This window comes from Variovorax paradoxus, from assembly GCF_022009635.1.
Taxonomy (GTDB): Bacteria; Pseudomonadota; Gammaproteobacteria; order Burkholderiales; family Burkholderiaceae_C; genus Variovorax.
Genome location: NZ_CP091716.1, coordinates 6,022,276 through 6,034,951 on the forward strand (window position 1 = coordinate 6,022,276; position 12,676 = coordinate 6,034,951).

The window sequence follows — 12,676 nt, forward strand, 5'->3', positions numbered from 1 at the left end:
GCTGCCGTCTTCGAGTTGTTCTTTTCCACGGACACTTCGAAAACAAAGGTGCACACAGTGACACAGGCATGACAAGTCCTTGTCAGCCAAGGAAAAAACTGCACTATCCACATCGAGGGTTTACCCTTATCTACTACTACTATCTTAAATAAGAGAAATAGATGGGAATCGAGCGCGGCCGGCTGGCGCAACAGCACGCCGCACTTTTCCCCGAAAATCCGCGGCGGCCGCGACACACGCCGTGTCGACAATTCCGCCCTTCCCCCGTCACCTGCTGCGCATCCCATGATGTCCCGCCTTTTCCCATGCGGCACCGCCGACCCGCGACGCGCCTGGCGCCTGCTGGTGGCGGCCGCGCTCGCACTGTTCCTGTCCGCCATCGCCGCTGCCCAGCCGGCCGGCAACGACGCGCAGCGGGGGCCGCTGCAGATACGGCACCAGCCGAACGGGCTGCCGGCCGTGCAGCAATTGCAGGTGTTCGAGGACAAGACGCGGTCGCTCGACATCGAGCAGGTGCGCACGCCGCCGCAGGAAGCACGATTCGCCTTTCCGGACGATCCGCTGCGCGGCAAGGAATCCGACCGCGTGCTGTGGTTCAAGCTGCAGATGCGGCTGGCCGACCCCGCCGACGCCGCGCGCGAATGGCTCATGCTGGTGCCCACCGTCTCGACGCACGACCTGCGCTTCTACGGTCCCTACGACGAAGACGGCCGCGCGCTGGCCGCCCCCGTCACCACCGGCATGCGCTACCCCTGGGCGAGCCGCCCGGCCGCTTCCGAGCAGATGGCCTGGCGCTTCCGGCTGCCCGGCCCGGGCACATATACGGTTTACTTCCGGGTCGAGTCGACATTCGCGCGCATCTACGACGTCTCGGTCTGGGACCCGGCCGATTACCTGCAGTCGACGCAGGACAAGCGCATGTTCGACGGCGTGAGCTACGGCGTGCTGATCGGCCTGATGGTGTATGGCCTGGTCCTGTTCAAGGTGTTCGGCGAGGGGCTGTACGGCTTCTACATGCTGTCTTGCGCCTGCGGCGTGCTGGCTCTTGCCAGCATCAACGGCCACGCCCTGCGCTACCCCTTCGCGCACTGGCCCGCCGCGGCCGGTTTCGCCTACACCGCGGGGCCGGCGCTGTGGGCCATCTGCAAGCTGCAGTTCGGCCGGCGGCTGCTGCGGCTGCGCCACTTCGCGCCGCCGCTGGACTGGCTGGTGCAGGCCTTCACGGTCGCGCTCGCGCTGGCCATTCCGTATGCGAACTGGGGCGCCCACCCGCTGATGACGTTCAGGCTGGTGCAGATCTCGGTGGTGGCATCGACTGTGGTGATGGTGATCGGCGCACTGATCGCGATGCGGCGGCGCTACTGGCCGGCGGTGCTCTACTTTTTCGGCGTGGCGCTGTTGCTGGCCGGCATCGGCGCGATCGTGGTCGCGAGCTGGGGCTGGATCGAGTGGGCACCGAACCAGATGAACGTGTCGCAGGGCGCGTTGGTGGCCGAGCTGATCGTGTTCGCCGTGGCCATGGGTTCGCGGCTGCAGCTCGTGCTGCGCTCCGAGCAGGCGCTAACCGCGCGCACGCAGCAGTTGGTGGAGGCCCTGGGCACCGACGCGCTCACAGGCGCCGCCAGCCGCGCCGGCTTCGAGAGCCGCGGAGAGGAATGGCTGCACCAGGGCCAGCCGTTCGCGCTGATGCTGCTGGACCTGGACGGATTCAAGGGCGTGAACGACGCGCACGGCCACGCGGCCGGCGACCAGGTGCTGATCGCCATCGCGCAGCGGCTTCGCCAGCAACTGCGCAAGGACGACGTGGTGGCCAGGCTGGGCGGCGACGAATTCGCGGTGCTGGTGCTCGGCGCGCCTTCACGCGAGGTGCTGAGCCTCATGGCCCGGCGCATGATCGAGGCGGGCTCGCAGCCGGTCGAATACGAGGGCCGCAGCGTGACGGTGGGCATGAGCCTGGGCATTGCCTGCCGTCCGGGCGACGGCGACACCCTGGCCCGGCTGCTGCGCGCGGCGGACCGGGCGATGTACCACGTCAAGCAGCATGACGCCGGGCCGTCGTTCATGTTTGCGTCGGATCTTGCCGCCGCCGCTGCTGCTGCGAGCGCGGGGGGAACGCAGCAAAACCATCAGGCGCTGTCTGCTTGATGGCGGAGTTTTCTGCGTTACTGAGATTGCGGTGGTAGGCCGTGAGTGGCTTGAACACTCGACCAACGGATTATGAGTCCGCTGCTCTAACCAACTGAGCTAACGGCCCACGCGGCACGATTCTATTCGCGCCGAGGCGCCTTATTTGCGATGGCTCAACGCATTGCTCACGAGACGCGACGTGATGTCGACGATCTGGATCATGCGTTCGTAGGGCATGCGGGTCGGCCCGATCACGCCCAGCGTGCCCACGACCTGCCCGTCGACCTCGTAGTTGGCGCTGACGATGGACAGTTCTTCGAACGGCACCACCTGGCTTTCGCCGCCGATGAAGATGCGCACGCCCTCCGCCTTGCTCGACACGTCCAGCAGCCGCATCAGCTGCGCCTTCTGCTCGAAAAGCTCGAAAGCGCGGCGCAGTTGGCCCATGTCGCTGGAAAAATCGGTCACGGCGAGCAGGTTGCGCTCGCCGGAAATCACGACTTCGTCTTCCTGCGCCTCCGTGAGCACCTCGGAGCTGACCTGAACGGCGGCCTGCATCAGCGCCGCGATTTCGCCGCGCAGCTTCTCGACTTCGGACTGCAGGCGGTCGCGCACCTGCTCGATCGTGAGGCCCGCGTAGTTCGCATTGATGTAGTTGGAGGCCTCGACCAGTTGCGACTGCGAGTAGTCGGCCTCCGGAAAGATCACCCGGTTCTGCACGTCGCCGTCGGGCGACACGATGATCACCAGCAGGCGCCGGTCGGACAGCCGCAAGAACTCGATCTGCTTGAACACCGAGGCCCGGCGCGGCGCCATCACCACGCCCACGAACTGCGACAGGTTCGACAGCAGGTGCGCCGCGTTGGCGATCACCTTCTGCGGCTGGTCGGGCGCGAGCGCCGGCGGGCTCATCTGCTCGCGCTGGGCGGTGAGCATGGTGTCGACGAAAAGCCGGTAGCCGCGGTGCGTGGGAATACGCCCGGCCGAGGTGTGCGGACTGGCGATCAGCCCCAGCGCCTCGAGGTCGGACATCACGTTGCGGATGGTCGCGGGCGACAAATCCAGCCCGGAAGAACGCGAGAGCGTGCGGGAGCCGACGGGTTGCCCGTCGGCGATGTAGCGCTCGACGAGCGTCTTGAGCAGCAACTTGGCACGGTCGTCCAGCATTGCAAGATTTTAGTGTTGTAATTTGTGAGATATGACCTCTCGCTTCCGTCACGTCGCCCTCATAGGCAAATACCAGGCATCCGGCGCCCGTGCGCAGGCGGACGCGCGCGACGGCGTGATGGAAGGCATCGGCGCCTTCCTCGAATCCCAGGGTTGCAAGGTGTTTGTCGAGCGCTCGACCTGCGAGGACGATGCCGCCGACGCCCCCGCCCACCCGCGCTACGAAGCCCTGTCGGTCGAGGAAATCGGCCAGCGCTGCGACCTCGGCCTGGTGGTCGGCGGCGACGGCACGATGCTCGGCATCGGACGGCAGCTCGCCAGCTACGGCATTCCGCTGATCGGCATCAACCGCGGCCGGCTCGGCTTCATCACCGACATCCCGATCGACAACTACCAGGCCACGCTGATCCCGATGCTGGCCGGCGAATACGAGGAAGACCACCGCAGCCTGATGCACGCGCAGGTCATGCGCGACGGCGCCTCGGTGTTCGACGCGCTGGCCATGAACGACGTGGTCGTCAACCGCGGCGCCACTTCCGGCATGGTCGAGCTGCGCGTATCGGTCGGCCGGCATTTCGTGGCCAACCAGCGCGCCGACGGCCTGATCATCGCCACGCCCACGGGCTCGACCGCCTACGCGCTGTCGGCCGGCGGGCCGCTGCTCCACCCGGCGGTGCCGGGCTGGGTGCTGGTGCCGATCGCGCCGCACACGCTGTCCAACCGCCCGGTGCTGCTGCCCGATGCCGACGAGATCGTCATCGAGCTGGTGGGCGGGCGCGACGCCAGCGCCAATTTCGACATGCAGTCGCTGGCCTCGCTCGTGATCGGCGACCGCGTGGTGGTGCGCCGCTCCGAATTCCGCGTGCGCTTCCTGCATCCGCGCGGCTGGAGCTATTTCGACACGCTGCGCAAGAAACTTCATTGGAACGAAGGGGGCTCCTGAAATGGCGCTGCGACGCATCGCACTGCGCGACTTCGTGATCGTGCGATCACTCGAACTCGACCTGTCCGGCGGCTTCACGGTGTTGACCGGTGAAACCGGCGCGGGCAAATCCATCCTGATCGACGCGCTGCAGCTGGCGCTGGGCAACCGGGCCGACGCCGGCGCGGTGCGCGAAGGCGCCGAGCGGCTCGACGTGAGCGCCGAATTCGATGCCGACCCGGCTCTCGCCACCTGGCTCGACGAAGGCGGCTTCGAAGCCGGCGACGCGCTGCTGCTGCGCCGCACCGTCGACCTGCAGGGCCGCAGCCGCGGCTGGATCAACGGCAGCCCGGCCACGGCCACGCAACTGCGCGAACTCGGCGACCGCCTGCTCGACATCCACGGCCAGCACGCCTGGCAGAGCCTGACCCGGCCCGATGCCGTTCGCGGCCTGCTCGATGCCTATGCGGGAGTGCGCACCGACGCGCTCGACGCCGCCTGGCAGGGCTGGCGGCAGGCGCTCTCGGCGCTCGAACATGCGCGCTCGGCGCAGGATTCGCTGCAGCGCGAACGCGAGCGGCTGCAATGGCAGATTTCCGAGGTCGCCAAGCTCGCGCCGGGCGCGGACGAGTGGGAAGAACTCTCGACCAACCACTCTCGCATCTCCAACGCGCAGGCGCTGATCGACGCGGCGCAGGGCGCCAGCCAGGCGCTGGAAGACGAAGACAACGGCGCGCTTTCCGCGCTCTCGCGCGCGGCCGCGCTGCTGAAGAACTGCGAGCACATCGAGCCCGAGTTCCGCAACCTCGGCGAAGTGCTCGCCTCCTGCGTGGCCCAGGCTTCCGACGCGGCCCATTCGCTGCACGGCTACCTGCGCGACGCCGAGGCCGATCCGCAAAGCCTGGCCGAGCTGGACGAACGCATGGGCCTGTGGATGTCGCTCGCGCGCCGCTACAAGCGCACGCCCGCCGAGCTGCCGGCGCTGCTGGCCGGCTGGCAGTCGGAGCTGCAGGCGCTCGACGCGCAAAGCGATCTCGACGGCCTGGAGCGCGCCGAGCAGAGCGCGCAGCAGGCCTACATGAAGGAAGCCAAGGCGCTGGGCAAGTCGCGCAAGCAGGCGGCGCCGCGCCTCGCGCAGGCCGTCACCGAGGCGATGCAGGGCCTGGGCATGAAGGGCGGGCGCTTCGAAGTCGATCTGCAGCCGCTGGCGCAGCCCGGCCGCGCCGGCCTGGAAGAAATAGCGTTCCTCGTGGCCGGCCACACCGGCAGCACGCCGCGCGCCATCGGCAAGGTGGCGTCGGGCGGCGAGCTGTCGCGCATCGCGCTGGCCATCGCCGTGACGACCAGCCAGCTCGGGGCCGCGCAGACACTGATCTTCGACGAGGTGGATGCCGGCGTCGGCGGCGCCGTCGCCGAGACGGTCGGCCGCCTCATGAAGCAGCTCGGCCGCGACCGCCAGGTGCTGGCCGTCACCCATCTGCCGCAGGTGGCCGCCTGCGCCGACCACCATCTCGTGGTGGCCAAGCGCCAGACCGCGGCCGCCGGCAAGGAAGGCCCGCGCACCGAAAGCGGCGTGTCGCGCCTCGATGAAGACAACCGCGCCAAGGAAATCGCCCGCATGCTGGGCGGCGAGAAGGTTTCGCAGACCTCGCTCGCGCACGCACGGGAGATGCTGGGCCACAAGACATCGGCGACCGCGCCATGAACCTCGACCTGGTCCTCATCACGGGCATGTCGGGCTCCGGCAAATCGGTGGCCCTGCATGCGCTGGAAGACGCGGGCTACTACTGCGTCGACAACCTGCCCCCCGAGTTGCTGACGGCGTTCATCGCCCTGCAGCACGAACAGCAGACGCCGCGCGTGGCCATTGCCATGGACGTGCGCAGCGGTGTTTCTCTGCCCATCGTTCCGCAGCAGCTCGAGGCACTGCGGCGTGACGGCGAGATCTCGCTGCGCTCGCTGTTCCTCGACGCCACCACCGACGCCCTGCTTCGCCGTTATTCGGAAACCCGTCGCCGCCATCCGCTGTCGCGCCAGGAAGGCCGCACCGACGTGCCCGAGCAGCACCGCGTGCTGGTGCAGGCCATCGAGCTCGAGCGCGAACTGCTGGCCGACCTGCGCGACGGCGCCGACGTGATCGACACCAGCCTGATCCGTCCCGCCCAGTTGCAGAGCTACATCAAGTCGCTGATCTCGGCGCCGCAGAGCGTGCTGACGCTGGTGTTCGAGTCATTCGCCTTCAAGCGCGGCGTGCCGCTGGACGCGGACTACGTGTTCGACGTGCGCATGCTGCCGAATCCGCACTACGTGCCCGCGCTGCGCCCGCTCACTGGCCGCGACGAACCGGTGATCGAATGGTTGCGCGAGCACGACGAGGTGGCGCGCATGTACGACGACATCGAGCAGTTCCTGTCGCACTGGCTCGATGCGCTGGCGCGCGACCACCGCAGCTACGTGACGGTGGCCATCGGCTGCACCGGCGGGCAGCACCGGTCGGTGTTCCTGGTGGAGCAGCTGGCGCGTTTGTTCGGTGCCCGCTGGGGTGCGCTCAAGCGGCACCGCGAGCTCGACGCGAACTGACTTCGGCTACAGGGGCGTCTCGCTGCTTTCCAGCAGCTTGCGCACCGGCGCCGGCAGGCCCAGCCGGCTCCACTCCTGCGCCTCGACCCAGCGCGCGCCCTCGCCGCTCGGCTGGCCGCCTTCGAGCAACAGCGGATGCATGTGCAGGTCTTTATGGGTCAGCACGTGCACGAAGGCCGGCAGGTCTTTCACGCTGCCTTGCGCGGCGGACGGCAGCGCTGCGAGCAGGTCGTCGCGGCTGTCGAACACGGGCAGGCAGTGCAGCCCCGCCCAGATGCCCTTTGCCGGGCGCTTCTCCAGCCACACGCGGCCCTGCGCGTCGCGCGCCAGCAGCAGCCAGAGCGACTGGGCGCTGCGCTTGAGCTTGCGCGTCTTGACGGGGTAGCGCTCCGGCGCGCCTTCGCGCAGGCCCACGCAGGTCTTGTCGACCGGGCAGATCATGCAGCTCGGCTTGCGCGGCAGGCAGACCGTGGCGCCGAGGTCCATGAGCCCCTGCGTGTAGTGCGCGATGGCCTCGCGCTGCTCGGCTGGCGGCAGCAGTTGCGTTGCCAGGTCCCACAGGGCGCGCTCCTGCGCCGACGAAGACATGTCTCCGCCGAAGCCGAGCACCCGCGTCAGCACGCGCTTCACGTTGCCGTCGAGGATCGCGACACGCTCGCCGAAGCAGAAGGCTGCGATCGCCGCTGCCGTGGAGCGGCCGATGCCGGGCAGCGTCACCAGTTCTTCCGCCGTCCTTGGAAACTCGCCGCCGAAGCGCGCGACCACGTCCTGCGCGCAGCGGTGCATGTTGCGCGCGCGGCTGTAGTAGCCCAGGCCGCTCCAGAGGCCGAACACTTCGTCTTCGGTTCCGGCGGCCAGCGCCTTCACATCCGGGAAGCGCTCGAGAAAGCGCGCGAAGTAGCCGAGCACCGTCGACACCTGCGTCTGCTGCAGCATCACCTCCGACAGCCACACGCGGTACGGGTCGCGGGTGTTCTGCCACGGCAACTGGCTGCGGCCGTGGCTGCGCTGCCAGGCCACGATCTGCGCGGCGAAGTCGGGGGGCAATTGCAATGTCGCAGCCGCCTTGGAGGCGGGGGATTCAGGCCGCACGCAGTTCGCCGACGACGGCCGCTGCCTGCGGCTTGCCCTGCTGGCTGATGATCGTGGTGAACTCGCGCAGCCGCAGGTGGAGTTCGGCCAGGTTGCTCTCCTGAGCGGCGAGCTCCATCAGCCGCTCGTCGAGATTGCCCGCCGCGCTCTGGATGCGCTCGATGGCCTCGATGCGCTTGCTGAAGTTGCGTCGGCGCTCCTTGAGCTGCGCATCGATCTGCGCGCTCGCGCCCTTGCTCCAGCGCTCGACCTCGGTCATGGCGGCTTCGTTCACCAGCCGCAGCCGGCTGGCCAGCGCGCGCACGAGCTTGTCGCAGAAATCGGCTTGCGCGAGCTTCAGCAGGTTGCCCACGCCCAGGTAGTGCAGGTGGCTGCGCTCGATCTGGCTCAGCTCCTGCTCGAATCCGGTGAGGTCGGGTTCGGCGGGCGCCTGCAGGGTGAAGCCCTGCTCGGCATTGAGCTGGCGGAAGGTGGCGTGCAGCATCGACTGGATTTCCGCCGTGGTCGCCTGCACTTCGCGCAGGTTGTTGCGCAGCGAATCGAAGGTCTCCGCGTACACCTTGCGCACATTGAGCTTGACGCCGGGGCGCTTGAGCGCGGCCGACAGCCGCACCATGTCGGCCTTGAGCGCGGTGCGGCCGAGCACGGCGTACACCTCGCGCAGCAGCTTGCCCTGCACCGAGCGCAGCGCCAGGATGCGGGTGTTGCTGCCTTCGAACTCGGCATGCTCCTGGTCGATGCGCGCGCGCATATGGCGGATCACCGAGACGTTCTTGCCGCGCAGCCCCTGCAGTTCGAGCGCCTGCTCGGACAGGTCGCGCTGGCGCACCTTCAGGATGCGCTCGGCCTCGACGCGCAGCGCGCTCATGCCGGCATCGACCGCGAGCCGCAGCATGGTCTCGCGCTTGCCGAGCACGCCTTCGCCCAGCAGCGCTTCGAGCGCGGGCAGGCGGCTGGCGTCGAGCAAGGGCACGTCGCGCTGGATCTTGGCCTGCAGGCCCTTTTGCGCGGACACCGGCAGCACCTGCGCCAGCGGCACTTCGAGCAGGCGGGCGGCGCTTTCGCGCTGGCGCTCGATCTGCTGCGCGATCTGCGCGGGCGTGCTCAGCGTGTCCCACATCGTGTCGATCTTGTTGAGCACCACGAAGCGGGTGTTGTTGCCCTCGTCTTCGGTGATGAGGTGCTCGCGCCAGATCGAGAGGTCGGAGCGCGTCACGCCGGTCTCGGCGCCCAGGATGAAAACGACCGCGTGCGCCTGAGGAATCAGGCTCACGGTGAGTTCAGGCTCGGCGCCGATCGCGTTCAGGCCCGGGGTGTCCAGAATGACCAACCCCTGCTCCAGCAGCGGGTGCGGCATGTTGAGCACCGCGTGACGCCAGCGCGGGATTTCGACGCGGCCCTCGGCGTCCTGCACCGGGTTGTCGTCGGGCGTCTCGTCGTCCCAGAAGCCCAGCGTGCGGGCCTCGTCCTTGGCGACCCAGCGCACCTCGGCCACCTTGCCCATGGCCTGCGCCAACTGCTCGGCGTCATTCACGTCGATGGCGATCTCGGTCCAGCGCGTGGGCTTCTCGCGCCAGTGGGCGAGCGAGTGGGGCTCCAGGCGGGTCTCGATGGGCAGCAGCCGCAGCTTGGGCGCAAGCGCCGGGTCGTAGCCCAGCTCGGTCGGGCACATCGTGGTGCGGCCGGCGCTCGCGGGCATGATGCGCCGCCCGTAGCCGGCAAAGAAGATGGCGTTGATCAGCTCCGACTTGCCGCGCGAGAACTCCGCGACGAACGCGACCATGACCTTGCTGGTGCGGATCTGCGTCTCGAGCCCGCGCAGCCGCTCGGCCACCGCCTGGTCGAGCAGCTCGTTCTCGGTCAGCCAGCGGGACAGCCACTGCAGCCGGCGGGCGAAATTGCTTCGCCAGGCGCCGTGCTGATCGAGTTGTTGATTGAAGGAGCGGCTCAAGAGGAAGATGTAAAAAAGAGCTTACAAATATAGCATCGGGAGGCGCGCAACAACCGTTTCCGGAGTATTTCGCTCAATGAGTGCTGCCGCTATTTCTGGCAGTTGGGACAGTAATAGGTGGAGCGCTGCCCCTGGCGCAACAGCCGGATGGGCGTTGCGCAGACCCGACACGGCTCGCCCGCACGGCCATAGACAGTCGCTTCGAGCTGGAAATAGCCGTTCTGGCCGTCGATGTTCGAGAAGTCGCGCAGCGTGCTGCCGCCCTTTTCCACCGCCCTGGCAAGAATCTCTCGCACCGCCGCATGCAGCTTCGCGGCGCGCGGCCGACTGATGCGCGCGGCCGACAGCGTCGGCCGGATGCCGGCCTGGAACAGCGCCTCCGACGCATAGATGTTGCCCACGCCCACCACCACGTCGCCCGCCAGCAGCACCTGTTTGACGGCGGTCTTGCGCTTCTTCAGGCCGGCGTGGAAGACGTCGAGATCGAAATCTTCGCCCAGCGGCTCCATGCCCAGGCCGCCGAGCAGCTTGATGGCCCAGGGGGCGTCTTCGTTTTCCACGTAGACGACGGCACCGAAGCGTCGCGGGTCGTTCAGCCGCAGGGTGCCCAGGTCGGTCACGAGGTCGAAATGGTCGTGCGCGCCGGGCGGCGGCAGCACTGCGTCGAAGCGCAGGCTGCCCGACATGCCCAGGTGCAGCAGCAGGATGCCGCGGTCGAGGTCGATCAGCAGGTATTTGCCGCGCCGGCGCACCTGGAGCACACGGCGCCCGACCAGCGCTTCAGGCAGCACCATCAGCGCCCAGCGCAGGGGTTTTCCGATGCGTACCGCGTCGATGCGCGCGCCGGCAATGCGGTCGGCAATGCCGCGCCGGGTGACTTCGACTTCGGGTAATTCAGGCATGAAAAGTAAATCTCCGGCAAATGCCGACGGCGACGAAGCCCCACGCGGCGCACGTTCAAAAGGCTGGATTATTATGGTCGGATGAACCTTCCGCCCCGCCGACACCGCCTTGCGGCGGCCGCGTCTCTCGTCTTGCTGGCCTGTGCCGTTCACGCGCAAACCAACGATCCGGCAGCCCCCGACAGCCCCGCCCCCGTCATCGAGCGATCCGCACCGCCGAAGCCCGCGGCAAAGCCCCGGGCCGTCGTCGCCAAGGCCGCCACTGCCGCCGAGCCCACGCCGCAGCCGTCGGCACTGACCGCGGACCTGTTCTACGAAATCCTGATGGGCGAGTTGACGACCCGCTCAGGCGACCCCGGCTCCGGCTACGCGCTGGTGCTCGACGCTGCGCGCCGGCTGCGCGACGGCAAGCTGTTCCAGCGCGCGGTCGAGATCGCCCTTCAATCGCGTTCCGGCGACGCGGCGCTGGCCGCGGCCCGTGCCTGGCAAGAAACATTGCCCACCTCGCGCGACGCCCGGCGCATCGAACTGCAGATCCTGATCGCGCTCAACCGCATCAGCGAAACGACCGACCTGCTGCGCGCCGAAGTGGCCGCCACATCGCAGGTCGAACGCCCGCTGCTCATGGCCGTGATCGCCCGCAACTACTCGCGCGCCTCGGACAAGAAGCTGGCCGCCTCGGTGGTCGAGCAGGCCCTGTCGGACGAACTCAAGAACCCGACCACCGGCGCGTTGGCATGGGCCACCGTGGGGCGGCTTCGCCTGAACGCGGGCGATGCCTCCGGCGCGCTGGAAGCCGCGCGCAGGGGCCAGGAACTCGATCCCTCCTCCGACGCCCCGGCCGCGCTGGCACTCGAGATGATCGACCCCGGCCAGCCGCTGGCCGAGCCCATCGTCACCCGCTACCTGAACAACAACCCCAAGGCCACGCCCGACCTGCGCATTGCCTATGCACGCGTGCTGGTCGAGAACCGCCGCTTCCCCGACGCGACCGCGCAACTCCAGGCGCTCACCGCCGCACGGCCCGAGCTGGCCGAACCCTGGCTGCTGCTCGGCAGCCTGCAGATGCAGGCCAAGCAGGATGCCGCCGCCGAGGCCTCGCTCAAGCGCTTCATCGAACTCTCGGGCAACCAGAGCAAGGACGCGGGCGATGTGGTGGACCGTCGCCGCAGCGTGTCGCAGGCGTACTTCGCGCTGTCGCAGCTGGCCGAGCGCCGCAAGGATTTCGCGGCAGCCGAGCGTTGGCTGTCGCGCGTGACCGGCACGGATGAAATCGTCGCCGCGCAAACCCGTCGCGCGGCCCTGCTCGCACGCCAGGGCAAGCTGCCGCAGGCGCGCGAACTCATCCGCTCCCTGCCCGAACGCACAGCCGACGACAAGAAGCAGAAATTCCTCGCCGAAGTACAGCTGCTGCGCGATGCCAAGCAATACCAGGCCGCCTACGACATGCTGGCCCAGGCCTCCGCCGCCGCGCCGGACGACGCCGACCTCGTCTACGACCAGGCCATGGTCGCCGAGCGGCTCAATCGCCTCGACGACATGGAGCGCCTGCTGCGCCGGCTCATCGAGCTCAAGCCCGACAACCAGAATGCGTACAACGCGCTGGGCTACTCGCTGGCCGATCGCAAGATCCGTCTCGACGAGGCACGCACGCTGATCCAGAAGGCAGTGCAGCTGGCGCCGGACGATCCGTTCATCGCTGACAGCCTGGGCTGGGTCGAATTCCGCCTCGGCAACACGAACGAGGCCATCCGCATCCTCGAAGCCGCCTACACCACACGGCCCGATCCCGAGATCGGCGCGCACTTCGGTGAAGTGCTGTGGAGCTCCGGCCAGAAAGACCGCGCGGTCACCATCTGGAAGGAATCCCTGCTGAGCGACTCCGAGAACGAAACGCTGCAGGAAACGCTCAAGCGCCTGCGCGTGAAGCCCTGA

At 68.2% G+C, this 12,676-nt stretch carries 9 protein-coding genes and 1 tRNA gene; 5 read left to right on the top strand and 5 right to left on the bottom strand.

Annotated features, from left to right (window positions below; genetic code table 11):
- Positions 1-285 precede the first annotated feature (285 nt).
- A complete protein-coding gene (locus L3V85_RS28045) occupies positions 286-2,145 on the top strand; it encodes a diguanylate cyclase (RefSeq protein ID WP_237675921.1) in 1,860 nt (619 codons plus the stop codon).
- A gap of 32 nt (positions 2,146-2,177) precedes the next feature.
- Here the strand turns inward: L3V85_RS28045 and L3V85_RS28050 are convergent.
- Together L3V85_RS28050 and hrcA are read right to left on the bottom strand one after the other, a co-directional pair.
- Positions 2,178-2,254 (bottom strand) — tRNA-Ile (locus tag L3V85_RS28050).
- A 32-nt stretch (positions 2,255-2,286) separates the two neighbouring features.
- The gene (hrcA, locus tag L3V85_RS28055) at positions 2,287-3,294 is read right to left on the bottom strand and encodes a heat-inducible transcriptional repressor HrcA (RefSeq protein WP_237675922.1); all 1,008 of its coding nucleotides are present in this window, start codon (positions 3,292-3,294) and stop codon (positions 2,287-2,289) included.
- A gap of 31 nt (positions 3,295-3,325) precedes the next feature.
- Between hrcA and L3V85_RS28060 the strand changes: the two genes are divergently transcribed.
- From L3V85_RS28060 to rapZ, 3 genes are read left to right on the top strand one after another with little or no spacing between them, the layout of a single operon-like run.
- On the top strand, positions 3,326-4,237 hold the full coding sequence (locus L3V85_RS28060) for an NAD kinase (RefSeq protein WP_237675923.1): 912 nt from the start codon (positions 3,326-3,328) through the stop codon (positions 4,235-4,237).
- Position 4,238: 1 nt separating this feature from the next.
- Positions 4,239-5,921: a DNA repair protein RecN gene (gene recN / locus L3V85_RS28065; protein ID WP_237675924.1), complete on the top strand. Its 1,683-nt coding sequence runs from the start codon at positions 4,239-4,241 to the stop codon at positions 5,919-5,921.
- The gene (gene rapZ / locus L3V85_RS28070) at positions 5,918-6,796 is read left to right on the top strand and encodes an RNase adapter RapZ (protein WP_237675925.1); all 879 of its coding nucleotides are present in this window, start codon (positions 5,918-5,920) and stop codon (positions 6,794-6,796) included. The genes recN and rapZ overlap by 4 nt, the downstream gene beginning before the upstream one ends.
- A 6-nt stretch (positions 6,797-6,802) precedes the next feature.
- On the opposite strand, the gene mutY is transcribed toward rapZ, so the two are convergent.
- From mutY to mutM, 3 genes are all read right to left on the bottom strand, one after another.
- Positions 6,803-7,843, bottom strand: coding sequence for an A/G-specific adenine glycosylase (mutY, locus tag L3V85_RS28075; protein ID WP_237680667.1), 1,041 nt, complete (start codon positions 7,841-7,843; stop codon positions 6,803-6,805).
- Between the two features lie 34 nt (positions 7,844-7,877).
- Positions 7,878-9,839: a dynamin family protein gene (locus L3V85_RS28080; RefSeq protein WP_237675926.1), complete on the bottom strand. Its 1,962-nt coding sequence runs from the start codon at positions 9,837-9,839 to the stop codon at positions 7,878-7,880.
- Positions 9,840-9,928: 89 nt separating this feature from the next.
- On the bottom strand, positions 9,929-10,741 hold the full coding sequence (mutM, locus tag L3V85_RS28085; RefSeq protein WP_237675927.1) for a bifunctional DNA-formamidopyrimidine glycosylase/DNA-(apurinic or apyrimidinic site) lyase: 813 nt from the start codon (positions 10,739-10,741) through the stop codon (positions 9,929-9,931).
- An 81-nt stretch (positions 10,742-10,822) separates the two neighbouring features.
- Between mutM and L3V85_RS28090 the strand changes: the two genes are divergently transcribed.
- Positions 10,823-12,676, top strand: coding sequence for a tetratricopeptide repeat protein (locus L3V85_RS28090; RefSeq protein ID WP_237675928.1), 1,854 nt, complete (start codon positions 10,823-10,825; stop codon positions 12,674-12,676).

Bases quoted from the DNA above. Each gene is read 5' to 3' on its own strand.
- L3V85_RS28045 (WP_237675921.1), top strand. From the start codon at position 286: ATGATGTCCCGCCTTTTCCCATGCGGCACCGCCGACCCGCGACGCGCC.
- hrcA (WP_237675922.1), bottom strand. From the start codon at position 3,294: ATGCTGGACGACCGTGCCAAGTTGCTGCTCAAGACGCTCGTCGAGCGC.
- L3V85_RS28060 (WP_237675923.1), top strand. From the start codon at position 3,326: ATGACCTCTCGCTTCCGTCACGTCGCCCTCATAGGCAAATACCAGGCA.
- recN (WP_237675924.1), top strand. From the start codon at position 4,239: ATGGCGCTGCGACGCATCGCACTGCGCGACTTCGTGATCGTGCGATCA.
- rapZ (WP_237675925.1), top strand. From the start codon at position 5,918: ATGAACCTCGACCTGGTCCTCATCACGGGCATGTCGGGCTCCGGCAAA.
- mutM (WP_237675927.1), bottom strand. From the start codon at position 10,741: ATGCCTGAATTACCCGAAGTCGAAGTCACCCGGCGCGGCATTGCCGAC.
- L3V85_RS28090 (WP_237675928.1), top strand. From the start codon at position 10,823: ATGAACCTTCCGCCCCGCCGACACCGCCTTGCGGCGGCCGCGTCTCTC.